The organism is Neorhizobium sp. T7_12 (genome assembly GCF_002968535.1).
Lineage (GTDB): Bacteria > Pseudomonadota > Alphaproteobacteria > Rhizobiales > Rhizobiaceae > Neorhizobium > Neorhizobium tomejilense.
The window spans coordinates 140,562-164,993 of record NZ_PVBK01000010.1; the positions used below are offsets into that span (position 1 = coordinate 140,562).

Consider the following 24,432-nt stretch of genomic DNA (forward strand, 5'->3'; position numbering starts at 1 on the left):
CGGGCGAAGGAAGACCTATTATGCGCGCTCTGCAACTGATCGATGACCGGAAGCTCGAAGCGGTGGACATTCCCGAGCCCGAGGCCCCCGGCCCAGGCGAGGTAACGCTGCGGGTCAAGGCCGTCGCGCTCAACCATATCGACGTCTGGGGCTGGCGCGGCATGGCGTTCGCCAAGCGTAAGATGCCGCTGACGATCGGAGCGGAAGCCTCCGGCGTCGTCGAGGCGATCGGGCCAGGCGTTTCGAACGTCCTGCCGGGCCAGCTCGTGTCGATCTACGGCGCGCGCACCTGCGGCCTCTGCAAGCCCTGCCGCGAGAAGCGCGACAATCTCTGCGAACACGTGTCCGGCGTGCACGGCTTCCACCTCGACGGTTTCGCGCAGGAAAAAGCCAACCTGCCGGCCCGCCTGCTCGTGCCTGCACCTCCGGGCGTCGATGCGGTTGCCGCAGCGCTTGCACCGGTCACCTTCGGGACCGTCGAGCACATGCTGTTCGACAATGCCAAGCTGCAGCCGGGTGAAACCATTCTGGTCCATGCCGGCGGCTCGGGCATCGGCACCGCGGCCATCCAGCTCGCCAAGAAGATCGGCTGCACGGTGATCACCACGGTCGGTTCGGACGACAAGATCGAACGGGCCAAGGCGCTCGGCGCCGATCACGTCATCAACTACCGCACCGACCGGTTTGAAGGGGTGGTGCGCAAGCTCACCAAGAAAAAGGGCGTCGACGTCGTCTTCGAACATGTCGGCAAGGACACCTGGGCCGGCTCGATGCTGTGCATGAAGCGCGGCGGGCGGCTCGTCACCTGCGGCTCCACGTCAGGCGTTTCGACCGACATGAACCTGATGATGCTGTTCCAGCAGCAGCTGAAGCTGTTCGGCTCGTTCGGCTGCCGCATGGAGAACATGGCAAATGCCATGCAGAAAATGGCCCAGGGCATCGTTCATCCGGTGATCGACACGGAAGTCACCTTCGCCGAGATCGACAAGGCGCTGGAGCGGATGGAAACCCGCCAGGTGTTCGGCAAGATCGTGCTCCGGATGGACTGAGGCGTCCCCCCGTGAAGATGTTCCTTACCCGGATCGCTCTGGCGCTCATCCACTTCCAGCAATGGCTGGTGGCGCAGAGCGCGTTCGGGCTCCTGAATTTCCTGAAGATCTTTCCCGCGGATCCGGGCATCCGGTTCGCCGACCGGATGGCGCGTCGCATCGGGCCGAAGCTCGGCCGCCACAAGCTGATGCTCGTCAACCTGCGCAACGCCTATCCGGAAAAGACCGACGAGGAACTTGAGGAGATCGCCATAGCGAGCTGGGGCCATATGGGCCGGCTCGCCGCCGAGTACGTCTTCCTAGACCGGCTGTTTGATTTCGATCCGGAACAGGACAAGCCGGGCAGGGTGGAAGTCTCCGGTATTCCGATCTTCGCCGACCTGCGCGACAATCCGCGGCCGTTCATCGTCTTCACGGCCCACACGGGCAACTTCGAACTGCTGCCGGTCGCCGGCAATGCGTTCGGCCTCGAAGTGACGGTTCTCTTCCGGCCGCCGAACAATCCTTATATCGCCGACAAGGTCTTCGCCTTCCGCAGCGCCCGCATGGGCCAGCTCGTGCCTTCGCATGCCGGCTCGTCCTTTGCTCTGGCGCGCAAGCTCGAAACGGGGGGCGGTGTCGGCGTTCTGGTGGATCAGAAGTTCCGCAAGGGCCTCAAGACCAGCTTTTTCGGCCAGCCCGTCCAGACGAGCCCATTGCTCGCAAAGCTGGTTCGGCAGTTCGATGCCGAAGTTTATCCGGCTCGCTGCATCCGACTGCCGGGCAATCGTTTCCGGCTCGAAATCGAACCGAAGGTAGAACTGCCGCGGGACGCCAACGGCAAACTCGATCTCCAGGCGACCGGGCAGCTGCTCAACGACAAGGTGGAGAGCTGGGTTCGCGAATATCCCGAACAATGGCTCTGGTACCACGACCGGTGGCATATAAAGCGCTATCTGTAAGCAGATTTTGAGACTTTTCGGGCCGCGTTGCTGCGGTTTCTGTTTTAAGTCATCGGCCAAAAATTGGGTTTGCTTTTGAGGGATAAATTAATCTGAATCGCATTGAATATTGGGAGGCGCCGATCTTGGGGAAGAATCGGCGATAATCTCCGGCACGAGGGGGAGGGCATTTTGGAAGCGTTGATCGATCTGTTCTGGTCAAAATATGCCGATCTGCGGCAGGCCGTCGAACGCAACGACGATGATGCAACCGCCTCGCTCGATCGTGAACTCGATCCGCTTCTGCTCGCGGTGTTTTCGAGCCAGAGCAAGGATCCTGCCAGTATCCAGGCGCAATTCCGCTTCGCACTCGATCTCCTGAACGAAGAGGCCGACGATCGCGGCTGCGTCCGTCGCAACGGTCATCTGCTGCAGATGCTGGTGGAACGCTACGTCGTTCCCGAAACCGGGCTGTCGGCCAATCGCCGTCCGGAGCCGGAACCGCACGAGCATGCGGTGATCGCCGATGCGACGGCAGACGGTTTTCTCGACGACGCACTGCTGAACCGCATTTCCGACCGTATCGTGGTGATCGCGCCGGGCTATCGGATCTTCTATTCCAACGAGACCAACGCACGCCGTCTCGATCTGGCGCGCGATGCGCTGATCGGCCGGCATTTTGCTGAATTCGTCGGCCTCCACCGTTTCAAGAACGATTTCAAGCCGAACCTCGATCGCTGCTTTGCGGGCGAGAGCATATCGTTGACTTACGCCGATCAGACCGACGGCCAGACGGTCGTCGTTCGTTGCCGCATGTCTCCCTGCGTTTCGGGATCGTCACAGCTGATCGGCGCGCTTCTGGTGATGCAGGAAACCGCCGACCGACGCCGGCGCCCTGCAGCCTGACCTTTACCTGTCGGACCAGATGGCCAACTCGTAGCCTTCCGGATCGGCAAAGTGGAAACGCCGTCCGCCGGGAAATGAGAAGATCGGCTTGACGATGCTGCCGCCGGCTTTTTCGGTCCGCCGAAGGGCGTCTTCCAGATCGTCCGCGAAGAGAATGACGAGTGGGCCGCCCTTGGCTGTTACATCCGCCGATTTCGCAAATCCACCCGTCAGCCTTCCGTCCTGGAACTCGCAGTAATCCGGTCCGTAGTCCGTGAAAGTCCAGCCGAAGGCTGAGCCGTAAAAGGCCTTGGCAGCTTCGACGTCCTTCACATTGAATTCGATATAGTCGATCTTGCGATCCGCTCCCTTGGTTCCCATCGGGTCCTCCTATTTAGTTTCTTCCAGCAGATTTTTCAGCGCCCCGAGATCCTTCCGCACATGGGCGGCATCTGCCTCGAAAGCCGAGTCGTCAAGGTCCGGGCGCTGGAACAGCGTGAACATGACTTCCGCGCCGTCGCCGTTCGGCACGACGCGCAGCGGGTTTTCGACGAAGAGGCCGTTTTCCATCGTCACCGTGTGGTCGAGGATGCCGAATGGATTGTCGGGCGAGAACCGCACGCGCACCAGGCCGACCGGTCCGCCGTCGCCGATCCAGTCGTCACCGTCCCGGGTAAGCCCGGCAGCAAGGCCGGATGCCCAGAGTGGCATGTTTTCAGGCTGGCTTGCGAAGGCGTAAACGTGCTGCCAAGGTCTCTCGATGCCGATATGAATAATACGGGCGGGGAGGGTGGTCATGGTGGAATCCTCGATTTTCCCTCGGTCTAGCCGATGAGAAACAGCGGTTCTTGAACAAAACGGACAATCAGCCGCAAAGCTGTCTGCGGATTTCCCAGGGCGTAAAGGTCGTCAGCTCCTTCACATCGCGCGTCATGTGTGCCTGATCGGCATAACCGGCTTCAAGGGCGAGAATGGCGAGATTTCCGGATGCGGGCTGGCGGACCATGTGGAGAAAACGCTGTAGGCGTAAGATGCGCTCGAGCGTTTTTGGGCCATATCCGAAGTGATCGTGGCTCCGGCGGCGCAACGTGCGTTCGCCGAGCGCCTGCGTCGCCAAGGAGCCATCCAGCACACCGCTTCGTAGCTCATCGAAGAGCATTCCCATCGCGCTTTGGGGCTCGGCGGCCAGTGATGCCTCTCCTGCAGCCCAAGCATCGAACAGCCGCCGCCTTACGATCGGGCAGTTTGCTTCGGCAAGCCGGTCTTCCATCGTCCGGACGTCGTCCCGGAGCTCGCGGAGCGGCACGGCTCGTCCGACCAGCTCGCGGAGCGGCACGTCGAGCCAGTGCAGGGCAGCACCCGGCCTGAAGCGCAGGCCGAGGATGGTTTCACCGGGGGCGAGGGCAGGGAAGGCGGCTGTGCGGTCGGGGCCGATCACCATCAGTTGACCGCCGGCCCAGATCAGGTCGGAGCAGCCGTCCGGCACGACGGCAATCTGGCCCTCGAATTCCTGCGGCAGGCGGTGCGACCAGACACGGCAAAACAGCCTCGAAAGCGGCCCGTGCGCCGGTCGCTCTCGGTAAGTGCCGGCGCGCATTGCCAGTATCGGCGTATCTTTGCGCGTATCTTTGGCCGTATTCATACCTCCTTGTGGCATCCGAATTTGGCAGCCGCAAGACGCCGCCCGCCTCGGGGAAGACAGGTCGCTGCGTCGCCGCGACGAGGACGGAGTGTCATGGAAATTTAATCGTTTAGCGTCGCCATTGCCTTGCCGTTTCCCTATATGAATGCGACAACACCCTCGAATCTCAATATGGAGGCACATCCGTGGAACAGGCAGAAATCGGCCTTATCGGGCTCGGCGTCATGGGCTCTAACCTCTCGCTCAACATTGCCGAAAAAGGCAATAAGATCGCCGTCTTCAACCGATCTCCGGAAGCGACCCGCAAGTTCTACGCCGAGGCCGGCGAACTGCAGGGCCAGCTTGTCCCCTGCGAGACGCTCGAGGAATTCGTCGCCGCCATCCGTCCGCCGCGGCCGATCATCATCATGATCAAGGCCGGCGATCCGGTCGATCAGCAGATGGAGCTTCTGAAGCCTTACCTTTCGGCCGGCGACATCATGATCGATGCCGGCAATGCGAATTTCCGCGACACGATGCGTCGCTTCGACAATCTGAAGGACAGCGGCCTGACCTTCATCGGCATGGGCGTTTCCGGCGGTGAAGAAGGTGCGCGCCACGGCCCGTCGATCATGGTCGGCGGCACCGAGGACAGCTGGAAGCGCGTCGAGAAGGTGCTGACCTCGATCTCGGCAAAATTCAACGACGAGCCCTGCGTCGCCTGGCTCGGCGAAAACGGCGCCGGCCATTTCGTCAAGACCATCCATAACGGCATCGAATATGCCGACATGCAGATGATCGCCGAAATCTACGGCATCCTGCGCGACGGCCTCGGTATGAGCGCGACCGAAATCGGCGACGTATTCGGCAAGTGGAACGAGGGTCGCCTCAACTCCTACCTGATCGAGATCAGCCAGACGGTCCTGACCGCCGCCGATCCGATTTCCGGCAAGCCGATGGTCGACATCATCGTCGATGCCGCCGGCCAGAAGGGCACCGGCAAGTGGTCGGTCATCGAAGCCCAGAACATGGGCGTTGCCGCGACCGCCATCGAAGCTGCCGTCGCCGGCCGTGTCCTCTCGTCCCAGAGAACGGAACGCCTGGTTGCCGAAAAGATCTTCGGCCTGCCGAAGGTCGCGGAAGCGCCGAAGGATAAGGCTGCCTTCATCGCCGACCTCGAAAGCGCGCTGCTCGCCGCCAAGATCGCCGCCTATGCGCAGGGTTTTGCCGTCATGTCTGCAGCGTCCGCCGAATATAACTGGAACCTGCCAATGCCGACGATCGCCAAGATCTGGCGCGCTGGCTGCATCATCCGCTCGGCCTTCCTCGACGAGATCACGTCGGCCTTCACCAAGGATCCGCATGTGGCGAACCTGATCGTCACGCCGGCCTTCGCCCAGATGGTCAAGGACACCGATGCTCCGCTGCGTCGCGTCGTGTCCTACGCCGCGCTCTCCGGCCTGCCGGTTCCGGCGCTCTCCTCGGCGCTCTCCTATTTCGACGCCTATCGTCGCGGTCGCGGCACCGCGAACCTCATCCAGGCGCAGCGCGACTTCTTCGGCGCCCATGGCTTCGACCGCCTCGACGGCGTCGACAAGCATCACGGCCCGTGGGGCAGCGGCCTTAGCGAATTTGCCTGATCATTGATCCACACAACGCAAAACGCCCGCCAATCCGGCGGGCGTTTTCGTTTCAGTCCCTGGTGCCTAGTCCTTGGGCGCCATCTTCGACCAGACGGGACTGGCGACGCTCTGCAGCAGTTCCGGCCCGACGCCGTCGATGCGCGCCATCAGGGCTTTGGCGAGTTCCCGCCCGGCCTGGCGGATATCCTCGCTCACCGTATAGATCTCCGGCCGAATCCAGTTGAGAAAATCGGCTGACTGCTTCGATACCATGTCGACGTCGTGGCCCAGTTTCTTGCCGGCGGCCTCAAGCCCGGCCACCAGCGCGATCGTCGCCGATCCGCTGATCGAGATGATGCCGTCCGGAGGCTCGGCAGCGCGCATCATGCGTTCCGCATAGGCGCGGGTTTCTTCAAGTGGCGTCTCGCTGGTCACCCGGCCCATAGGCACTTCGGTTGCACCGAAATCGGCAAGCCCGCGTTCGAAGCCCACGCGGCTGTGGACGTAGAACGAGAAGCGGCTTCCCGGCGACAGGAACGCGATCCTCCGGCGGCCTTTTTCGACCAGTTTCTGAACGGCCTTATAGGCATAAGCCTCGTTGTCATAGTCGTGGTAGGGATGGATTATTCCCATGTCGGTGCGGCCGTGGGTGACGAAGGGCAGGTTCCGCTCCGTCATCAGCCGTACTCGCGCGTCATCGGGCTCAATCCGCGAGATGATCACTCCGTCCGCCGAGCCGGTGTCGAGGATATAGCGTACCGGCACCATCGGGTCCTTCTGGAAGGAATGCGGCGTCACCACGAGGTGATATTGCGTGCCGCCCAGCACTTCCGAAATGCCGTGCACCATCTGGCTGGTGAAGCCCATCAGTTCCTCGTCGATGCTAAGCACCAGGGCGATGACATTGGTCTTGCCGGTTCTGAGACGCACGCCGGCGCGGTTCGGCTGGTAGCCGAGCTGGTTGGCGACGAGGCGAACGCGCTCCTTGGTGTCGGCCCCGATATCCGGCGCATCCTTCAGCGCCCGCGAAACGGTGGTGATGCCGAGGCCCGTCATATAGGCGATCGTTTTCAAGGTAGGACGTTCACGGACCGCCGTCTGCGTTCCGCCCGTCCTTGGTCTTCCGCTATCATCCATGATTTGCCGTCGCTGCCCCCGAGTCAGGTGGCCACTATAAAGGGCCGAAGCTTGCCCGGAAACGTCGCGACACCTCCCTGTCCTCCAATACGAAATTAATAACTGAAACGATACAGGTAAAATGTCGAGAGGAATTTTGCCGAGGGGGAAACTCCCATTCCTGTTAGTTGTACAACGCAGATGCGAAATGACTTTTTGCAGATGCGAAAATCAGACTTCCTGATATTGCCCGTTAGTCGCCTGTATCCTGCCTTTTTAACCTCCCTGAGAGGCGAATGAACAAGCCAGCAAATTTCCCGCACATCCTCTTACGGTTGTATTTTCTCGACTCGCGAATTTTTTCGGACAAAACCGGTTGCGTCATATCGGTGATTGCCTTACGTTTTTACGGCAACGTTTCAGTGAGGGAGGAGACTCATGAATATTCGTTCTATGGCGGCTGTTCTTGCCGCAACCGTGATGCTGCCGTTAGGCGCGGCTCATGCCACAGATCTCGAAGTCACCCATTGGTGGACATCCGGAGGCGAAGCTGCCGCAGTCGCGGAACTCGCCAAGGCTTTCAACGCCACCGGCAACAAGTGGGTTGACGGCGCGATTGCAGGTTCCGGCGGCACCGCCCGTCCGATCATGATCAGCCGTATCACCGGCGGCGATCCGATGTCGGCCACCCAGTTCAACCATGGCCGTCAGGCCGAGGAACTGGTCCAGGCAGGCCTGATGCGCGATTTCACCGATCTCGCTAAGAAGGAAGGCTGGGACAAGATCGTCCGCCCTGCGGGGCTGCTGAAATCCTGCACTTTCGAGGGCAAGATCTATTGCGTGCCGCTCAACATCCATTCCTGGCAGTGGCTGTGGCTTTCCAACGACGCCTTCAAGAAGGCGGGCGTTGCGGTTCCGAAGAACTGGGACGAATACGTCGCAGCGGCTCCGGCGCTTGAAAAGGCTGGCATCGTGCCGCTCGCCGTCGGCGGCCAGGCCTGGCAGTCGACCGGCTTGTTCGCCGTTCTGACGGTCGCGATCGGCGGCAAGGACATCTACCAGAAGGTCTATGGCGACAAGGACGCAAAGGTCGCGGCCGGTCCGGAAATGGCCAAGGTCTTCAAGGCAGCCGATGATGCCCGCAAGATGTCGAAGGGCACCAACGTCCAGGACTGGAACCAGGCGACCAACATGGTGATCACCGGCAAGGCCGGCGGTCAGATCATGGGTGACTGGGCGCAGGGCGAATTCCAGCTGGCCGGCAAAAAGGCCGGCGTCGACTATACCTGCCTGCCTGGCCTCGGCGTGAACGAGGTGATCTCGACGGCCGGCGACGCCTTCTACTTCCCGGTCCTCAAGGATGCGGCGAAGACGAAGGCACAGGAAGCGCTCGCCTCGACGCTTCTCGACGCCAAGACCCAGGTTGCCTTCAACCTCAAGAAGGGCTCGCTGCCGGTGCGTGGCGACGTCGATCTTGCGGCCGCCAACGACTGCATGAAGAAGGGTCTTGAGATCCTTGCCAAGGGCAATGTCGTCACCAGCACCGACCAGCTCATCACGCAGGATACGCAGAAGCAGCTGGAAGACCTGATGTCGCAGTTCTTCGCCAACACGTCGATCACTGCCGAGGAAGCCCAGAAGCGCTTCGTGGCTATTTTCTCCAAGGCCGGTTGATCCGACAGACAGCGACCCAACAGCCGGCTCCGCGTCCGAGAGGGGCGGGGCCGGTGGTGGCTTGCTTCCTGCAGCCTTTGCTATCCAGAGGAGTTGACCATGGCGGCGCACACTCAGCCCGGCCGACCCAACCAGTTATTCCGCAATCTCAATTCGAAGATTGCCTCGATCCCGATGATGCTGACAGCCGTGGTGATTTTCCTCGGCGGCACGATCTGGACCGTCGTTTATTCCTTCACCAATTCCAAGCTCCTGCCGCGCCTGTCCTTCGTCGGTCTGGAACAGTATGAGCGGCTCTGGGATACGCCGCGCTGGATCGTCTCGATCCAGAATCTGGCGACCTACGGATGCCTGTCGCTGATTTTCAGCCTGACGATCGGTTTCCTGCTGGCGGCCCTGATGGACCAGAAGATCCGTTTCGAAAACACGTTCCGGACGATCTTCCTCTATCCGTTCGCGCTGTCCTTCATCGTCACCGGCCTTGTCTGGCAATGGATCCTGAATCCCGAATTCGGCGTGCAGTCCGTCGTCCGCTCGCTCGGCTGGACGAGCTTCACCTTCGATCCACTCTACAATTCCGACATCGTCATCTACGGCATCCTGATCGCCGCGCTCTGGCAGGGGACGGGGCTCGTCATGTGCCTGATGCTCGCCGGCCTTCGCGGCATCGACGAGGACATCTGGAAGGCCGCGCGCGTCGACGGCATCCCGATGTGGAAGACCTATCTCTTCATCATCATCCCGATGATGCGGCCGGTCTTCGTCACCACGCTCGTCATCATCGCCAGCGGCATCGTCAGGATCTACGACCTTGTCGTGGCGCAGACGAGCGGCGGCCCCGGCATCGCCTCCGATGTGCCTGCCAAATACGTCTACGACTATATGTTCTTCGCCCAGAACCTCGGCCAGGGCTTTGCGGCATCCACCATGATGCTGCTCGCCGTCGCCATCATCATCGTTCCCTGGGCCTATCTCGAATTCGGAGGACGCAAGCGTGGATAAATCGCTCACGATGCCCGTTTCAGGGCCCGGCATTTCCGCTCCGGCCGGTTCCCGGCTGGAAACCGGGCCGCAGGGAAAACGCCCTCGCAAGGTGCTCTCGTCGCGCAATATCATCGTCTACGGCGCGCTCGGCCTTGCGGCAATTTATTACCTTATTCCTCTCTATGTGATGGTCGTCACCTCGCTGAAGGGCATGCCGGAAATCCGTCTCGGCAATATCTTTTCGCCGCCGATGGAGATCACCTTCGAGCCCTGGGTGAAGGCCTGGGCGGAGGCCTGCACGGGCCTCAACTGCGACGGCCTTTCGCGCGGCTTCTGGAATTCGGTCCGGATCACCGTGCCGTCGGTGATCGTGTCGATCGCAATCGCTTCGGTGAACGGTTATGCGCTCGCCAATTGGCGGTTCAAGGGGTCGGAGATCTTCTTCACGATCCTGATCGTCGGTGCCTTCATCCCCTATCAGGTGATGATCTATCCGATCGTTATCATACTGCGCGAAATGGGCCTCTACGGCTCGCTCTACGGCCTCATCCTGGTGCATTCGATTTTCGGCATGCCGATCCAGACACTGCTGTTCCGCAACTATTTCGTCTCGCTGCCGGAGGAACTGTTCAAGGCGGCCCGCATCGACGGGGCGGGGTTCTGGCAGATCTATTTCCGGATCATGCTGCCCATGTCGCTGCCGATCTTCGTCGTCTCGATGATCCTGCAGACCACCGGCATCTGGAACGACTTCCTGTTCGGCGTGGTGTTCACCCGGCCGGATACCTATCCGATGACCGTTCAGCTCAACAACATCGTCAATTCCGTCCAGGGCGTGAAGGAATACAACGTCAACATGGCGGCGACGCTGTTGACGGGTGCGGTTCCGCTGATCGTCTATTTCGTTTCCGGCCGGCTTTTCGTCCGCGGTATCGCGGCCGGCGCAGTCAAAGGGTAAGCCTGATGCTCAACAATGTTTCCGCGCGCACTCAGAGCAGCGTTTCCATCCGCGAACTGTCGCTGTCCTTCGGCTCGGTGACGGTGCTCGAAAATCTCAACCTCGACATCCATGATGGCGAGTTCCTGGTCCTTCTCGGCTCGTCCGGCTGCGGCAAGTCCACTCTGCTGAACTGCATTGCCGGACTTCTCGAGCCGACCGAAGGCCAGATCTTCATCAAGGACAAGAACGTCACCTGGGAAGAGCCCAAGGACCGCGGCATCGGCATGGTGTTCCAATCCTACGCGCTCTATCCGCAGATGACGGTCGAGAAGAACCTCTCGTTCGGCCTTCGCGTCGCAAAGGTTCCGAAGGACGAGATCGATCGCCGCGTGGCACGCGCATCAGGCATCCTGCAGATCGAACCGCTCTTGAAGCGCAAGCCCTCGGAGCTCTCCGGCGGCCAGCGCCAGCGCGTCGCGATCGGCCGGGCGCTGGTGCGCGATGTCGACGTCTTCCTGTTCGATGAGCCCTTGTCGAACCTCGACGCAAAACTGCGCTCCGAACTGCGCGTCGAGATCAAGCGCCTTCATCAGGCGCTCAAGAACACGATGATCTACGTCACCCACGACCAGATCGAGGCGCTGACGCTGGCCGACCGCATCGCCATCATGAAGAGCGGCGTCATCCAGCAGCTCGACGATCCGGTGACGATCTACAATCGGCCGAAAAACCGCTTCGTCGCGGGCTTCATCGGTTCGCCATCCATGAATTTCCTGACCGGCGAACTCGTGGGTGAGGGCGGCCATACCGTCTTCAAGACCAATGGCGTCAGCTTCTCGCTCGACGGTTATGATGCTTACGAGCCGCTGAAGGGCGGGCGCAAGGTCATTCTCGGCGTCCGTCCGGAGCACATCAAGGTGGACGGCGATATCGCCGGCGGCGAAGTGCATGAGGCGGTGGTCGATATCGAGGAGCCCATGGGCGCCGATAACCTGCTTTGGCTGAAACATGCAGGCCACGTGATGTCGGTTCGCATCGGCGGCGCTCGGCGTTATGCCGTCGGCGCCAAGGTGCGCCTCGCCTTCGACATGACCATGGCTTCGCTGTTCGACGCTGGAACGGAAGAGCGGATCTGATGTTTGCGTGCAGCCAGTTGCAGTTGGGCCTATTCGCTTTGAGCCAGGAGGCACCCCCCTCTGGCCTGCCGGCCATCTCCCCCACAAGGGGGGAGATCGACTCGCTGCAACGTCTCGCCATCCCCGGCGCTTATAGTGGGACTGATGAGCAGGCCCCTAGCCAATCTCCCCACCTGTGGGGGAGATGTCCGGCAGGACAGAGGGGGGCTGGCACGGCACGCCATGAATTTTTTGGGCGGGCATCATAGTGGATATCGACCTATCTGGCCCTTGGCAGCTCGCATCTGCCGACGGAACGCATCGCACGCAGATGCCGATCCCGGGCGATGTTCACACTGCGCTAAAGACCACCGGCATCATTCCCGACCCGTATTTCGGGCGCAACGAGAACGACGTGCAATGGGTCGCAAATGCAGACTGGACGATCGAGAGGCGCTTCGCGCTCGATGACCCCACGGGCTCCTGGTATCTCGACATCACCTATCTCGATACGATCGCGACCGTCTTCGTCAACGATGTCCCGGTGCTTCAGGCAGACAACTGTTTCCGCCGTTACCGGCCGGACGTGTCGAAGGCGCTGAAGGCCGGCGAGAACACGATCCGCATCCTTTTCCATTCCAGCATCGCGGAAGGGGCAGAGCGGCAGGCGCGGCAGCCCTTCTACATTCCCTATTCCACGGCCAATTCGCCGATCCCGAACGGCAATATGCTGCGCAAACCGCAATGCCATTTCGGCTGGGACTGGAATGTCGCGCTGGCACCGCTCGGCCTCTACGGCGAAATCGCGCTGAAGCGGCTCGAAACCGCCCGTATCGAACACATCGTCACCAGCCAGAGACATGAGGCGGGCGCGGTCGATCTCATCGTGACGGTGACGCTTTACGCCGAAGGGCAGGGTGTCCTGCCGGTCTTCCTTTCGCTCGGCGAAGAACGGGTTCGGCTCGATTGCGGCGTGCGCGCCGGCGAAATCGCAGTAACGCACGTTTTTCATATCGAAGAGCCGGAATTCTGGTGGCCGTCCGGCAGTGGCGAGCAGGCGCTCTACGAATTGACAGTCGGCACCCCCACCGAAGCCATCGCCCGCCGGATCGGCATCAGGACGGCCGAACTGCTGACCGATCCGGACGAAGCGGGCAGCCGTTTCGCCTTCCGCATCAACGGCCGCGAGATCTTCTGCCGCGGCGCGAACTGGATTCCCGCCGACGCGCTGTTTTCTCTCTCGAGCCGGGAGAAAACAGAGGACCTGCTGCGCTCCGCCGTCGATGCCAACATGAACATGATCCGGGTCTGGGGCGGCGGTTTTTATGAGCCGGACTGGTTCTACGACCTCTGCGACGAACTCGGCCTGATGGTCTGGCAGGATTTTCAGTTCGCCTGCAACCTCTATCCCTCAACCTCGGATTTCCTCGAAAACGTCGCGGCGGAAGTCGAGTACCAGGCCCGCAGGCTGATCTCGCATCCCTCCATCGTGCTCTGGTGCGGCGATAACGAGCTGGTCGGCGCGCTGACATGGTTTCCGGAATCCCGGGCAAACCGCGATCGCTACCTCGTCTCCTACGACCGCTTGAATCGCGTCATCGAGCAGGCGCTCGAAAAGGCCGCGCCCGACGCCATCTGGTGGCCGTCCAGCCCCGCATCCGGCTATCTCGATTACGGCGACGCCTGGCATGCGGACGGATCGGGCGACATGCATTACTGGTCCGTCTGGCACGAGAACAAACCGTTCGCCGACTACCGCTCCGTTCGCCCGCGCTTCTGCTCGGAATTCGGCTTCCAGTCCTATACGTCGCTGCCGGTCATCGAGACCTATGCCGCGCTGAAGGACATGAACATCGCCTCGCCGGTCATGGAGCATCACCAGAAGAATGCCGGCGGCAACGAGCGCATTGCTGGCACGATGTTCCGCAACTTCCGCTTTCCGACGGACTTTGCCAATTTTGTCTATCTGAGCCAGGTGCAGCAGGGATTGGCGATCAAGACGGCCGTCGATTTCTGGCGGTCGCTGAAGCCGCATACGATGGGTGCGCTTTACTGGCAGCTCAACGACACCTGGCCAGTCGCCTCCTGGTCGAGCCTCGACTATGGCGGCAGCTGGAAAGTGCTGCACTACATGGCGAAACGCTTCTTCCAGCCGGTCACGGTTGCGGCGATCCCGTCGGACGACGGCCAGGAGATCCGTTTCTCGCTCGTCAATGACACAGCCGTCGACGTGACGGTGACCCTCAATCTGTCGTTCCTGACGCTCCAAGGCGAGCGCAACTCGCTTCGGAGCATCGAAGCCGTCTGCACACCCGATGCGGCCGTCACCGTGCTCACCTTGCCGAGCGCGGATATTCCCGACGGGTCGATCCTTGCCTGGAGCTTTTCCGCATCGAATGGCATGGCCGGCGAGGGGCATCATGTGCCGGGCAGCTACAAGGCCCTGGAGCTCGAACCGGCAAGGCTTGAGCTTACGGTGTCTCCATCCGGTGACGGAGCTTTTGACCTCGTCCTCAAGGCCGAGGGCCTCGCGCTTTTCGTGCTGATCGAGAGCGGCACGACCGGCCGTTATTCCGACAATGCTTTCGATCTTGCCAGCGGCGAAAGCCGCAGCATCCGCTTCACGCCCGCCGCGCCGACGGACGCGATCCCGCAATTCCGCATCTACGACCTCTATTCCTGCCACGCAGCAGGCAAGGGTATTATCAAGGGAGGATCACTATGACGAAACTCGGTTTTCAGCTTTATTGCGCCCGCAACTTTCCGCCGCTCGCAGATGTCCTGAAGAAGGTTGCGCAGGCGGGTTATACCGAGGTGGAAGGATATGGCGGAATTTACGCCAATCTCGACGAGTTGTCGCTGAAGGCGCTCAAAGGTGATCTTGATGCCAACGGCCTGACCATGCCGACCGGTCATTTCGGCATCGACCTTCTCGAAAAGGAGCCGGAACAGGCGCTGCTGATCGCCAGGACGCTCGGCGTCGAGGCGATCTATTGCCCGCATCTGCTTGCCGACCAGCGCCCGACCGATGCCGCCGGATGGTTCGCCTTCGGCCAGCGGCTGCAGAACGTCGGCAAACGTTATTGGGATGCCGGCTATACGTTCGGCTGGCATAACCACGACTTCGAGTTCAAGACCCTGCCGGATGGCTCGACGCCGCAGGAACAGATCCTTGCCGGCGGTCCCGATCTCGCCTGGGAAGCGGATATCGCCTGGGTCATCCGCGGCGGCGCCGATCCGTTCGCCTGGATCGAGAGCTACGCCAAGCGGATCACCGCCGTTCACGTCAAGGACATCGCGCCGGCCGGCGAAAACGCGGACGAGGACGGCTGGGCCGACGTCGGCCACGGCACCGTTCCGTGGAAGGACCTGATGGCGGCGCTGAAGAAGACGTCCGCAAAACATTACGTCCTCGAACACGACAACCCGAAGGACCTCGACCGGCTGCTGACGCGCTCGATCGCTTCCTTCAAGACCTATTGATCACAGAATTTTCGGAGTTTTCCATGCCCAAGGAACTTGGCGTCGGCATCATGGGATGCGGCAATATTTCCACGACCTACTTCAAGCTGTCGCCGCTCTTCAAAGGCCTGAAGGTTCTCGCCTGCGCGGATCTCAACGCGCAGGCAGCCCAAATGCGCGCCGAGGAATACGGCGTCAAGGCACAGTCGATCGAGCAGATGCTCGCCAATGACGAGCTCGACGTGATCGTCAACCTGACTATCCCGGCGGCGCATTTCGCGGTCTCGAAAGCAATTCTCGAAGCCGGCAAGCACGTCTACTCGGAAAAGCCCCTCGTGATCACGCTGGAGGAAGGCAAGGCGCTGCAGGCGCTTGCCAAGGAGAAGGGCTTGTCGGTGGGTTGCGCGCCGGACACCTTCCTCGGCGGCGCGCACCAGCTCGCGCGAAAATATATCGACGAGGGCGGTGTCGGGCGCATCACGTCAGGCACCTGCCACGTGATGAGCCCGGGCATGGAAATGTGGCATCCCAATCCCGGCTTCTTCTTCCTCGAAGGCGGCGGACCGATCCTCGATCTCGGGCCTTATTACATCGCCAACCTCATCAATTTCCTCGGTCCGGTGAAACGGGTCGCGGCACTGACGTCGATGGCGAACCCGACGCGTCTCGTCACCAGCGAGCCGCTGAAGGGCCAGGTGATCCCGGTCGAGACGCCGACCAACATCCACGCGCTGCTCGAATTCGTCAACGGCGCGACGATCACGCTCTCGGCAAGTTGGGATGTCTGGTCGCACCGTCACGCCAATATGGAGCTCTACGGCACCGAAGGGTCGATCTTCGTGCCAGACCCGAACTTCTTCGGCGGCACTGTCGAGGCGAGCGGCCGCAACAAGGATATCCAGCCGCTGAAACCCTGGGATCACCCGTTCGGCATCGACAACCAGGAACATCCGCAGGGGCCGCGCGCCAACTATCGCACGGCCGGTCTTGCGGACATGGCGATAGCGCTGATCGAGGGTCGCGATGCCCGCTGCTCGCTGGAGCGCACGCTCCACGGCGTCGACGTCATGACCTCGATCCTGAAGTCCGGCGAGGAAGGGCGGTTCATCGACCTTTCGACCACCTGCACCCAGCCGGCAGCGCTCGGCATCGACGAGGCGCTGGCGCTTCTGCGCTGATCGGCTATGAATGCGGCGCGCACCGCCTGAGACACCGGCGCGCCGCATTTCATTCGGAGGATTTCGATCATGACCTGGCAACCCGCGTCCAACCGCTACGAAACCATGAAGTACAACCGCTGCGGCCGTTCGGGACTGAAGCTCCCGGCGATCTCGCTTGGCCTCTGGCACAATTTCGGCGACGACACACCGCATGAACGCAAGGTCGCGATTGCCCGCCGGGCCTTCGACCTCGGCATCACCCATTTCGATCTCGCCAACAACTATGGCCCGCTGCCCGGCAGCGCCGAAACCGCCTTCGGTCAAATTCTCCGCGAGGATTTCAAGGGCTATCGCGACGAGCTGATCATCTCCTCGAAGGCCGGCTACAACATGTGGCCGGGTCCTTATGGCGAATGGGGCAGCCGCAAATACCTGATCTCTTCGTGCGACCAAAGCTTGAAGCGCATGGGCCTCGATTATGTCGACATCTTCTATTCGCACCGCTTCGACCCCGACACGCCGCTCGAGGAGACCTGCGGCGCGCTCGACCATATCGTCCGCTCGGGCAGGGCGCTTTACGTCGGCATCTCGTCCTACAATTCGAAGCGCACCCAGGAAGCAACCGCGATCCTGAAGGAACTCGGCACGCCGGTTCTCATCCACCAACCGAGCTACTCGATGATCAACCGCTGGGTCGAGGAAGATGGCCTGCTCGATACGCTGGAAGATCTCGGCATCGGCTCGATTGTCTTTTCGCCACTGGCGCAAGGCATGCTGACCTCGAAATATCTCGGCGGCATTCCGGAAGACAGCCGTGCCGCGCAGGGCAAGTCGCTGCGGCCGGCCTTCCTGAACGACCGGAACATCGCCAACCTCAAGGCGCTTAACGCAATTGCGGAAAAGCGTGGCCAGACGCTGGCGCAGATGGCGCTCGCATGGGTCCTGCGCGGCGGCCGCGTGACCACGGCACTGATCGGCGCCAGCCGCCCGGAACAGGTCGAGGACTGCGTCAGGTCGCTCGACAATCTGGAGTTCACGGCGGCCGAACTTGCCGAGATCGATACCTATGCCAACGATGCCGACATCAACCTCTGGGCCAAGTCGGCCGAGCGGGCAGGGCCGCAACGCTGATCCCACTGCCCGGCGGCCCCGGCCGCCGGGAATTTCATGTGTCATTGGGAGGAAGACAGGACATGATCCACAACCCCATCCTGCCGGGCTTCAATCCCGATCCGTCCATCTGCCGCGTCGGTGAGGACTATTATATCGCCACCTCGACCTTCGAATGGTACCCGGGTGTGCAGATCCATCATTCGCGCGACCTGGTGAACTGGACGCTGGTGCGTCGGCCCCTGGAGCGCGCGAGCCAGCTTGACATGCGCGGCAATCCCGACAGCTGCGGCATCTGGGCGCCGTGCCTCTCTTATTCCGACGGGTTGTTTTTCCTGGTCTACACGGACGTCAAACGCTTCGACGGCAACTTCAAGGATGCGCACAATTACATCGTGACATCGCCGACGATCGAGGGCGAATGGTCCGATCCGATCTATGTCAATTCCTCCGGGTTCGACCCCTCGCTCTTCCATGACGACGACGGACGCAAGTGGTTCCTCAACATGCAATGGAACCACCGCACGGAGAGTTACGGCGGCGCGCCGAAACATCCGGCCTTTGACGGCATCCTGTTGCAGGAGTGGGATTTCGAGACGAGGGCGCTGAAAGGCCCGATCAGGAACATCTTTGCCGGCAGTTCGCTCGGGCTGGTCGAGGGACCGCATGTGTTCAAGCGTAACGGCTGGTATTACCTGACGACTGCCGAGGGCGGTACGGGTTACGACCATGCGGTCACAATGGCGCGCGCGCGTTCGATCGACGGCCCGTACGAGATGCATCCGCAGACGCACCTCATTACCTCGAAGGACCATCCGAAAGCCGTTCTGCAACGCGCCGGCCATGGCCAGTACGTCGAAACGCCTGAAGGCGAAGCATACCACACCCATCTCTGCGGCCGGCCGCTCGCCCCGCAACGTCGCTGCACGCTCGGCCGCGAAACCGCGATCCAGAAATGCATATGGGAGGACGACTGGCTCTATCTCGCCCAGGGCGGCGTCGTCCCGGATGTCGACGTGCCCGCACCGGGCGACGCGAGGCATATCGAACAGCCTGCCCGCATCGAGCGTTCATTCGACGACAAGGCCCTGCCGCCGGAATTCCAGTGGCTGCGCACGCCCCATCCGGAGCGCCTGTTCAGCCTGACAGAGCACCCCGGTCACCTGCGCCTTTTCGGCCGCGAAAGCATCGGATCCTGGTTCGAACAATCGCTCGTCGCCCGCCGGCAGGAACACCATTCCTTCCGCGCCGAGACCGTGGTCGAGTTCTCGCCCGAGACCTACCAGCAGGTCGCGGGCCTGACGCATTATTACAATCGCCACAAGTTCCATTCGCTGGTGGTGACGCTGCATGAAAAGCTTGGCCGCGTGGTGACGATCTTCTCCTGCCCGGGTGATTTCCCGCATGGGCGCATGAGTTTTCCGGTGGGGAGCGGCGTTTCCGTACCCGAGGGGCCGATGCATCTCGCGATGGAGATCCGTGACAACGACCTGCAGTTCCTCTGGCGCGCCGGCGGTTCCAACGAGTGGCAGGAGCTTGGCCCGAGGCTCGACGCCGGCGTCATCTCGGACGAGGGCGGCCGCGGCGAACACGGCTCCTTCACCGGCGCATTTGTTGGCCTCTTCGCTTTCGACACGTCGGGTCGTGCGAAGACTGCGGATTTCGACTATTTCGTTTATGAGGCGCTGTAGTTTGAGCCCAATGCAATTCGTGTTATTTTGATGCCATGAAGAATGTGACGATCGCTCTCGATGACGAGGTCTATGAACTCGCAGCAGCCCGTGCCGCCGAGAAGAATACATCCGTGTCTTCGCTGATCGCTTCCCTGATCCGTCAGATGGAAGGGAAGCGGTCGCTCAGTCCCGAGGAATTCCAGAGAAGCCTGGAGCGCGAGGAGGAGTTGCGCAAGCGGGTTGGATATTTCAGTGCGAGCGAGAATATTAGCCGGGATGAACTCCACGACCGGTCCCTGTAGTTGGCATGGCGGTCTTTCTCGATACGAATATCCTACTTTATTCCGTATCTCGTGACCCCGCCGAGAATCGCAAAAGGTCGATAGCTCAGGAATATCTCGGACGAAGCGATTGTGTGCTGTCTATCCAGGTGTTGCAGGAGTTCTATGTTCAGGCGACGCGCAGCAGCCGGGCGCATCCATTGTCGCACGAGCTGGCTGTCAACTTCATCGAGACCTGGCTTCATTTCAAGGTGATCGAAAATACCACTGCGGTATTGAAAGCCGCCCTTGAGGTACGGGAGCGCACCAAATTTTCTTTTTGGGACAGTATGGTCGTAGCTGCCGCATTTGTCGGTGAATGCGATGAACTGGTCTCCGAGGACTTGTCCCACCGCCAGCAGATCGACCGGCTAACGATCATCAATCCATTTCTCTGAGAGTTGCCTAAATTGAGACCGCCCTTAAACAGTAAATTCTAAATCTTAGGAATTCAGCGGAACACATTAATTTCATTACAAAAATGTAATGCATCAATTCAGATACGGTTCATCATTCGGGTCCTAGTTTCCGGGCGTGGTCAACACGAGGAGACACCAGATGAAAAAGTTCTTTGCAATCCTTCTTTCCGCAACCGTGCTTGCCGCTCCGCTTGCCGCCCAGGCGCAGGATCGTCATTCCGGTCCGGATCGGACCAGGACCGTGACCCGCACGGTGACGGTTCAGAAGAAGGTCGTGGTGGTGAAGCCGCGCTGGTCCAAGGGTCATCGCATGACGGCTGCCGAACGTCGTCGCATGGCGGAAATCCGCGATTACCGCCGTTACCGCCTGTCGGCTCCGCCGCGCGGTTATCACTGGGTCAAGGTCGATAACGATTTCCTGCTGGTCGGCGTCGCAAGCGGCGTGATTTCGAGCTTCATCGCGGCTCGCTGAGAAAGATCGGCCTGCGGGGGTATTTCGCCTTCCCTCCCGCAGGTCTCACATATTCGCCGCTATGCGACCGGTGATCGTGCTTTTCGGTGGCTGGTCTCAGGTCCTTTCGGACAGGCATTCCTTCATCGAGCGGGCAAGTCCGCGCATCAGCTCGAAATAAAGGCCGGAACCCGATTTCAGCGTCGCCGCTTCCGGATCGAGCGTCCCTGAGCGGGCGGGCGTGCTTTCGGTCACGACCGCCACCAGCTTCGGCTCGAACTGCGGTTCGGCGAAGACGCAGGTGGCGCCCAGTTCCTTCACCTTCTTCTGGATCTGGTCGACGCGTTCGGCGCCGGGCATGGTCTCCGGGCTGACGGTGATCGAACCCGCGACGCTCACCCCATAACGATGCTCGAAATATTGATAGGCATCGTGGAAGACGATGAAAGGCTTGTTCTTGACCGGCGCGACCGTCGCCTTGATCTCGGTATCGAGCGCATCGATGTCCTTCATCAGCCTGGCGCCGTTTGCCTGATAGGCGGCAGCATTCGCCGGGTCGGCACTGACCAGCGTCTTTTCGATTTCCGCCGCCATCGCCTTGGCATTCATCGCATCGAGCCAGAGATGCGTGTCGAAGCCGCCGTGGTCGTGATGATCATCGTCGTGGTCGGCATGGCCGTCGGCGGGCTTTGCATGGTCGCCATGTTGATGGTCGTCATGCTCCGCTTCACCCCCTTCATGCCCGTCGTCATGGGCCTCGAAGGCGCCGCTTTCGCGGAAAGGCAGTTTTTGCAGTCCAGGTGCATCCTCCAGCTCGATCACAGTTGCCGAACTCGCCAGCGCATCCAGCGGCTTTTCGAGGAAGGCCTCGATGCCGGGGCCGATCCAGAAGATCACGTCGGCGCCTTCGATGGCGGCTGCATTGGAGGGCTTCAGTGCGAAAGTGTGCGGCGAAGCGGCGCCATCGACGATAAGTTTCGGCTCGCCGACACCCTTCATGATCGAGGCGACGAGCGAATGGATCGGTTTGATCGAAACCACCACGTCCGGGGCCGCAACGCCGGGGCCGGCACCGATGGAGAACACCGCGGCGGAGAGGAGGGAGATCGAAGCCGGCTTCATGCTGTGTCCTTGCATTGTGGCGTAATGTTATTACATCAATTGCGTTATGCTATAACGTGTGTCATAGCCATTGACAACTGGGAATTCGGAAAAACATGCTGATGTCCAATCGGGCTCGCGCCCCCAAAATCGAAAGCCAATTGGTATCGCTTGCCAATGCCGGCATTCGCCGGGATGGCCGATGGCTGGTGCGGGGCGTCGATTTCTCGATCCGCCGCGGCGAGGTGGTGACGCTGATTGGCCCGAACGGCGCAGGCAAGTCGACGACCGCAAAGCTTGCCATCGGCGTGCTGCGCCCGGACGAAGGATCGGTCGCAAGATTATCCGGCCTGCGCGTGGGCTATGTCCCGCAGAAACTGTCGATCGACTGGACCATGCCGCTTTCCGTGCGCCGGCTGATGCGGCTGACCGGCCCGCTTAATGACGCCGATCTTCTGGCGGCGCTGGCGTCGACCGGCATTTCCCATCTCATCGATGCCGAGGTCCGGTACCTCTCCGGCGGCGAATTCCAGCGGGCGCTGTTGGCCCGGGCGATCGCCCGCAAGCCGGACCTGATGGTGCTCGACGAGCCGGTGCAGGGTGTCGACTTTGCCGGCGAGAGTGCGCTTTACGACCTGATCCGCTCGATCCGCAATTCCACCGGCTGTGGCATCCTGATGATCTCGCACGACCTGCATATGGTGATGGCCGGCACCGACACCGTCATCTGCCTCAACGGCCACGTCTGCTGCCGCGGCACGCCGGAAGTGGTGAGCCAGAGCGCCGATTACCTGAAACTCTTCGGCAATTCTCGTTCGCTGGCGGTCTACAACCATCATCACGATCACACCCATCTGCCGGACGGCCGGGTCATGCATGGCGACGGTTCGGTGACCGATCACTGCCATCCCGATGACGGGCATCATCATCACGATGGGCATGATCACGACCATTCTCACCATGACCATCATGGCGGCCACCATCACGGCGATCATGCCGAGGCGAAGGGAGAGGGCCGTGCTTGACGACTTCTTCACCCGCGCGCTCGTCGCCGGCATCGGCGTCGCATTGACGGCCGGGCCGCTCGGCTGTTTCGTCGTCTGGCGGCGGATGGCCTATTTCGGCGATACGATGGCCCATTCGGCGCTGCTCGGCGTAGCGCTGTCGCTGTTCTTCCAGATCAACCTGCTGGTCGCCGTCTTCGGCGTCGCGGTCGTCGTGTCGCTGCTGCTTCTGGCGCTGCAGCGGCGCCAGTCGCTGTCGGCGGATGCGCTGCTCGGCATTCTCTCCCATTCGGCGTTGGCGATCGGCCTCGTGCTCGTCGCCTTCATGACCTGGGTCAGGATCGACCTCATCGCCTTCCTGTTCGGCGATATCCTCGCCGTGACGCGCACCGATATCGCGCTGATCTGGGGCGGCGGCGTGCTGGTGCTGGCGGCGCTCGCCTGGCTCTGGCGGCCGCTGATCGCGTCCACGGTCAGCGAGGATGTGGCCGAAGCCGAGGGCATGAAGCCGGCGCAGACGCGGCTGCTCTTCATGCTTCTGATGGCGCTCGTCATCGCCATCGCCATGAAGATCGTCGGTATCATGCTGATCACCGCGCTTCTGATCATCCCTGCGGCTACGGCCCGGCGGTTTTCCGCAAGCCCTGAGCTGATGGCGGTGCTCGCCTCGCTGATCGGCGCGCTGGCCGTGGTCGGCGGCCTGTTCGGCTCGCTGCACTACGATACGCCGTCCGGCCCTTCCATTGTGGTCGCGGCGCTCTTACTTTTCATTTTAAGCCTGCTTCCCGCAGCGGGTAAAAACACGGCCGAGAAGGCCGGCAACCAAGGAGTGCGATGATGAACGCACCAGTTTCGACACCGACATCCGCTCCGGCGCTGACCAAGAACCAGTCGCTCGTCTTCGACGTTCTCGACCGGTCCGATGCGCCGATGAGCGCCTATACGATCCTCGATCGGCTGCGTGACCATGGTTTTCGTGCGCCTCTGCAGGTCTACCGGGCGCTCGACAAGCTCCTCGAATTCGGCATGGTGCATCGGCTGGAAAGCCTCAACGCCTTCGTCGCCTGCGCCCATCCGGAAAGCGAATGCTGCGGCAAGGGGCATGGCCACGGGCACGGCACGGTCGCGTTTGCGATCTGCGAGAGCTGCGGCCACGTTTCGGAATTCCACGACCACGAGGTCGATCACCGCCTCGGCGCCTGGGCCAAGGCCAAGAACTTCAAGCCTGCCAAGACGACGATTGAAATCCGCGGGCTTTGCGGCGCCTGCGCGGCCTAGAGAAGCCGGAGATCGCGCGCAAAGCGCTTCCAGTTGGCGACATAACGGACAGCCGACTGTTTCAGCTTCTCGACCGCTTCGTCGTCCAGCACCCGCATCATTTTCGCCGGCGAACCCACGATCAGGGAGTTGTCGGGAAATTCCTTGCCCTCGGTGACCAGGGCATTGGCACCGACCAGTGAATTCCGGCCGATCTTCGCGCCATTCAGGATCGTCGCGCCCATGCCGATCAACGAATTGTCGCCGATCACGCAGCCATGGATGATCGCATGGTGGCCGATCGTGCAGTTTTCGCCGATCGTTACCGGATAGCGCGGATCGGTGTGGATCATCACGCCTTCCTGGATGTTCGAACCCTTGCCGACGACGATCGGTTCGTTGTCGCCGCGAAGCACCGAACCGAACCAGATGCCGACATCCTCGCCGAGTTCAACCTTGCCGATGATGGTCGCATCGGGCGCCAGCCAGAAACGGTCGGGACCGGGCGTTTTCGGTTCGAATTCTCCGAGTGCATAGATCGGCATGGTT

The 24,432-nt window shown here is 61.3% G+C and carries 25 protein-coding genes; 19 read left to right on the forward strand and 6 right to left on the reverse strand.

Going from position 1 to position 24,432, the window contains the following annotated elements; translation table 11 throughout:
• Positions 1 to 20: 20 nt before the first annotated feature.
• The 3 genes from C5J26_RS20865 to C5J26_RS20875 all read left to right on the forward strand — a co-directional run bounded on the left by C5J26_RS20865 (position 21) and on the right by C5J26_RS20875 (position 2,875).
• The gene (locus C5J26_RS20865) at positions 21 to 1,049 is read left to right on the forward strand and encodes a zinc-binding dehydrogenase (RefSeq protein WP_007760295.1); all 1,029 of its coding nucleotides are present in this window, start codon (positions 21 to 23) and stop codon (positions 1,047 to 1,049) included.
• Between the two features lie 11 nt (positions 1,050 to 1,060).
• A complete protein-coding gene (locus C5J26_RS20870; protein WP_105403509.1) occupies positions 1,061 to 1,990 on the forward strand; it encodes a lipid A biosynthesis lauroyl acyltransferase in 930 nt (309 codons plus the stop codon).
• Between the two features lie 171 nt (positions 1,991 to 2,161).
• The gene (locus C5J26_RS20875; protein WP_105403510.1) at positions 2,162 to 2,875 is read left to right on the forward strand and encodes a PAS domain-containing protein; all 714 of its coding nucleotides are present in this window, start codon (positions 2,162 to 2,164) and stop codon (positions 2,873 to 2,875) included.
• A 3-nt stretch (positions 2,876 to 2,878) separates the two neighbouring features.
• Here the strand turns inward: C5J26_RS20875 and C5J26_RS20880 are convergent, their stop codons facing one another.
• From C5J26_RS20880 to C5J26_RS20890, 3 genes are all read right to left on the reverse strand, one after another.
• Positions 2,879 to 3,235 (reverse strand): VOC family protein, encoded by a 357-nt coding sequence (locus C5J26_RS20880; protein WP_046666983.1) that lies wholly within the window; start codon positions 3,233 to 3,235, stop codon positions 2,879 to 2,881.
• A gap of 9 nt (positions 3,236 to 3,244) precedes the next feature.
• Positions 3,245 to 3,652 carry a polyketide cyclase gene (locus C5J26_RS20885; protein WP_105403511.1) on the reverse strand — a complete coding sequence of 136 codons (408 nt, stop codon included), beginning with the start codon at positions 3,650 to 3,652 and terminating at the stop codon, positions 3,245 to 3,247.
• Positions 3,653 to 3,719: 67 nt separating this feature from the next.
• Positions 3,720 to 4,496 carry a helix-turn-helix domain-containing protein gene (locus tag C5J26_RS20890; RefSeq protein ID WP_105403512.1) on the reverse strand — a complete coding sequence of 259 codons (777 nt, stop codon included), beginning with the start codon at positions 4,494 to 4,496 and terminating at the stop codon, positions 3,720 to 3,722.
• A 185-nt stretch (positions 4,497 to 4,681) separates the two neighbouring features.
• Between C5J26_RS20890 and gndA the strand changes: the two genes are divergently transcribed.
• On the forward strand, positions 4,682 to 6,115 hold the full coding sequence (gene gndA / locus C5J26_RS20895; RefSeq protein WP_105403513.1) for an NADP-dependent phosphogluconate dehydrogenase: 1,434 nt from the start codon (positions 4,682 to 4,684) through the stop codon (positions 6,113 to 6,115).
• Between the two features lie 66 nt (positions 6,116 to 6,181).
• Here gndA and C5J26_RS20900 read toward each other — a convergent pair whose 3' ends face one another.
• On the reverse strand, positions 6,182 to 7,234 hold the full coding sequence (locus C5J26_RS20900; protein WP_105403514.1) for a LacI family transcriptional regulator: 1,053 nt from the start codon (positions 7,232 to 7,234) through the stop codon (positions 6,182 to 6,184).
• A 417-nt stretch (positions 7,235 to 7,651) separates the two neighbouring features.
• On the opposite strand from C5J26_RS20900, the gene C5J26_RS20905 reads away from it, so the two are divergent.
• From C5J26_RS20905 to C5J26_RS20960, 12 genes are all read left to right on the forward strand, one after another.
• On the forward strand, positions 7,652 to 8,887 hold the full coding sequence (locus C5J26_RS20905) for an ABC transporter substrate-binding protein (RefSeq protein ID WP_105403515.1): 1,236 nt from the start codon (positions 7,652 to 7,654) through the stop codon (positions 8,885 to 8,887).
• A gap of 99 nt (positions 8,888 to 8,986) precedes the next feature.
• On the forward strand, positions 8,987 to 9,889 hold the full coding sequence (locus C5J26_RS20910; RefSeq protein ID WP_007760323.1) for a carbohydrate ABC transporter permease: 903 nt from the start codon (positions 8,987 to 8,989) through the stop codon (positions 9,887 to 9,889).
• A 10-nt stretch (positions 9,890 to 9,899) separates the two neighbouring features.
• Complete coding sequence (locus tag C5J26_RS20915) at positions 9,900 to 10,829, forward strand: carbohydrate ABC transporter permease (RefSeq protein WP_046636422.1); 930 nt, start codon at positions 9,900 to 9,902, stop codon at positions 10,827 to 10,829.
• 5 nt (positions 10,830 to 10,834) lie between these two features.
• Positions 10,835 to 11,947, forward strand: a complete 1,113-nt coding sequence (locus C5J26_RS20920; protein WP_105403516.1) for an ABC transporter ATP-binding protein — start codon at positions 10,835 to 10,837, stop codon at positions 11,945 to 11,947.
• Between the two features lie 244 nt (positions 11,948 to 12,191).
• Positions 12,192 to 14,651: a glycoside hydrolase family 2 protein gene (locus C5J26_RS20925; protein ID WP_105403517.1), complete on the forward strand. Its 2,460-nt coding sequence runs from the start codon at positions 12,192 to 12,194 to the stop codon at positions 14,649 to 14,651.
• A complete protein-coding gene (locus C5J26_RS20930) occupies positions 14,648 to 15,409 on the forward strand; it encodes a sugar phosphate isomerase/epimerase (protein ID WP_105403518.1) in 762 nt (253 codons plus the stop codon). The genes C5J26_RS20925 and C5J26_RS20930 overlap by 4 nt, the downstream gene beginning before the upstream one ends.
• 23 nt (positions 15,410 to 15,432) lie before the next feature.
• Positions 15,433 to 16,566: a Gfo/Idh/MocA family protein gene (locus C5J26_RS20935; protein WP_105403600.1), complete on the forward strand. Its 1,134-nt coding sequence runs from the start codon at positions 15,433 to 15,435 to the stop codon at positions 16,564 to 16,566.
• Positions 16,567 to 16,635: 69 nt separating this feature from the next.
• Positions 16,636 to 17,679, forward strand: a complete 1,044-nt coding sequence (gene mgrA, locus C5J26_RS20940) for an L-glyceraldehyde 3-phosphate reductase (RefSeq protein WP_105403519.1) — start codon at positions 16,636 to 16,638, stop codon at positions 17,677 to 17,679.
• Positions 17,680 to 17,741: 62 nt separating this feature from the next.
• A complete protein-coding gene (locus C5J26_RS20945; protein ID WP_105403520.1) occupies positions 17,742 to 19,349 on the forward strand; it encodes a glycoside hydrolase family 43 protein in 1,608 nt (535 codons plus the stop codon).
• A 35-nt stretch (positions 19,350 to 19,384) separates the two neighbouring features.
• The gene (locus C5J26_RS20950) at positions 19,385 to 19,633 is read left to right on the forward strand and encodes a DUF6364 family protein (RefSeq protein WP_105403521.1); all 249 of its coding nucleotides are present in this window, start codon (positions 19,385 to 19,387) and stop codon (positions 19,631 to 19,633) included.
• Between the two features lie 5 nt (positions 19,634 to 19,638).
• On the forward strand, positions 19,639 to 20,049 hold the full coding sequence (locus tag C5J26_RS20955) for a PIN domain-containing protein (RefSeq protein ID WP_105403522.1): 411 nt from the start codon (positions 19,639 to 19,641) through the stop codon (positions 20,047 to 20,049).
• A gap of 160 nt (positions 20,050 to 20,209) precedes the next feature.
• Complete coding sequence (locus tag C5J26_RS20960) at positions 20,210 to 20,542, forward strand: RcnB family protein (RefSeq protein ID WP_105403523.1); 333 nt, start codon at positions 20,210 to 20,212, stop codon at positions 20,540 to 20,542.
• Positions 20,543 to 20,638: 96 nt separating this feature from the next.
• Here C5J26_RS20960 and C5J26_RS20965 read toward each other — a convergent pair whose 3' ends face one another.
• On the reverse strand, positions 20,639 to 21,643 hold the full coding sequence (locus tag C5J26_RS20965; protein ID WP_105403524.1) for a zinc ABC transporter substrate-binding protein: 1,005 nt from the start codon (positions 21,641 to 21,643) through the stop codon (positions 20,639 to 20,641).
• 95 nt (positions 21,644 to 21,738) lie between these two features.
• On the opposite strand from C5J26_RS20965, the gene C5J26_RS20970 reads away from it, so the two are divergent.
• Genes C5J26_RS20970 through C5J26_RS20980 form a run of 3 tightly spaced genes read left to right on the forward strand, consistent with a single transcriptional unit; the run spans position 21,739 to position 23,904 of the window.
• Complete coding sequence (locus C5J26_RS20970) at positions 21,739 to 22,647, forward strand: metal ABC transporter ATP-binding protein (protein WP_105403525.1); 909 nt, start codon at positions 21,739 to 21,741, stop codon at positions 22,645 to 22,647.
• Positions 22,640 to 23,464, forward strand: coding sequence for a zinc ABC transporter permease subunit ZnuB (gene znuB / locus C5J26_RS20975; protein ID WP_105403526.1), 825 nt, complete (start codon positions 22,640 to 22,642; stop codon positions 23,462 to 23,464). Before C5J26_RS20970 ends, znuB begins: the two co-directional genes overlap by 8 nt.
• Complete coding sequence (locus C5J26_RS20980) at positions 23,464 to 23,904, forward strand: Fur family transcriptional regulator (RefSeq protein ID WP_046667152.1); 441 nt, start codon at positions 23,464 to 23,466, stop codon at positions 23,902 to 23,904. The genes znuB and C5J26_RS20980 overlap by 1 nt, the downstream gene beginning before the upstream one ends.
• On the opposite strand, the gene C5J26_RS20985 is transcribed toward C5J26_RS20980, so the two are convergent.
• The gene (locus C5J26_RS20985) at positions 23,901 to 24,428 is read right to left on the reverse strand and encodes a gamma carbonic anhydrase family protein (protein WP_105403527.1); all 528 of its coding nucleotides are present in this window, start codon (positions 24,426 to 24,428) and stop codon (positions 23,901 to 23,903) included. The two genes, C5J26_RS20980 and C5J26_RS20985, sit on opposite strands and share 4 nt — an antisense overlap.
• Between the last annotated feature and the right edge of the window lie 4 nt (positions 24,429 to 24,432).

What these genes read in the sequence shown, in the direction of transcription:
- C5J26_RS20865 (WP_007760295.1), top strand. Translation starts at nt 21, where the DNA reads ATGCGCGCTCTGCAACTGATCGATGACCGGAAGCTCGAAGCGGTGGAC.
- C5J26_RS20880 (WP_046666983.1), bottom strand. Translation starts at nt 3,235, where the DNA reads ATGGGAACCAAGGGAGCGGATCGCAAGATCGACTATATCGAATTCAAT.
- C5J26_RS20885 (WP_105403511.1), bottom strand. Translation starts at nt 3,652, where the DNA reads ATGACCACCCTCCCCGCCCGTATTATTCATATCGGCATCGAGAGACCT.
- C5J26_RS20890 (WP_105403512.1), bottom strand. Translation starts at nt 4,496, where the DNA reads ATGAATACGGCCAAAGATACGCGCAAAGATACGCCGATACTGGCAATG.
- C5J26_RS20900 (WP_105403514.1), bottom strand. Translation starts at nt 7,234, where the DNA reads ATGGATGATAGCGGAAGACCAAGGACGGGCGGAACGCAGACGGCGGTC.
- C5J26_RS20905 (WP_105403515.1), top strand. Translation starts at nt 7,652, where the DNA reads ATGAATATTCGTTCTATGGCGGCTGTTCTTGCCGCAACCGTGATGCTG.
- C5J26_RS20910 (WP_007760323.1), top strand. Translation starts at nt 8,987, where the DNA reads ATGGCGGCGCACACTCAGCCCGGCCGACCCAACCAGTTATTCCGCAAT.
- C5J26_RS20915 (WP_046636422.1), top strand. Translation starts at nt 9,900, where the DNA reads ATGCCCGTTTCAGGGCCCGGCATTTCCGCTCCGGCCGGTTCCCGGCTG.
- C5J26_RS20920 (WP_105403516.1), top strand. Translation starts at nt 10,835, where the DNA reads ATGCTCAACAATGTTTCCGCGCGCACTCAGAGCAGCGTTTCCATCCGC.
- C5J26_RS20930 (WP_105403518.1), top strand. Translation starts at nt 14,648, where the DNA reads ATGACGAAACTCGGTTTTCAGCTTTATTGCGCCCGCAACTTTCCGCCG.
- C5J26_RS20935 (WP_105403600.1), top strand. Translation starts at nt 15,433, where the DNA reads ATGCCCAAGGAACTTGGCGTCGGCATCATGGGATGCGGCAATATTTCC.
- mgrA (WP_105403519.1), top strand. Translation starts at nt 16,636, where the DNA reads ATGACCTGGCAACCCGCGTCCAACCGCTACGAAACCATGAAGTACAAC.
- C5J26_RS20945 (WP_105403520.1), top strand. Translation starts at nt 17,742, where the DNA reads ATGATCCACAACCCCATCCTGCCGGGCTTCAATCCCGATCCGTCCATC.
- C5J26_RS20950 (WP_105403521.1), top strand. Translation starts at nt 19,385, where the DNA reads ATGAAGAATGTGACGATCGCTCTCGATGACGAGGTCTATGAACTCGCA.
- C5J26_RS20955 (WP_105403522.1), top strand. Translation starts at nt 19,639, where the DNA reads ATGGCGGTCTTTCTCGATACGAATATCCTACTTTATTCCGTATCTCGT.
- C5J26_RS20960 (WP_105403523.1), top strand. Translation starts at nt 20,210, where the DNA reads ATGAAAAAGTTCTTTGCAATCCTTCTTTCCGCAACCGTGCTTGCCGCT.
- C5J26_RS20965 (WP_105403524.1), bottom strand. Translation starts at nt 21,643, where the DNA reads ATGAAGCCGGCTTCGATCTCCCTCCTCTCCGCCGCGGTGTTCTCCATC.
- C5J26_RS20970 (WP_105403525.1), top strand. Translation starts at nt 21,739, where the DNA reads ATGCTGATGTCCAATCGGGCTCGCGCCCCCAAAATCGAAAGCCAATTG.
- C5J26_RS20980 (WP_046667152.1), top strand. Translation starts at nt 23,464, where the DNA reads ATGAACGCACCAGTTTCGACACCGACATCCGCTCCGGCGCTGACCAAG.
- C5J26_RS20985 (WP_105403527.1), bottom strand. Translation starts at nt 24,428, where the DNA reads ATGCCGATCTATGCACTCGGAGAATTCGAACCGAAAACGCCCGGTCCC.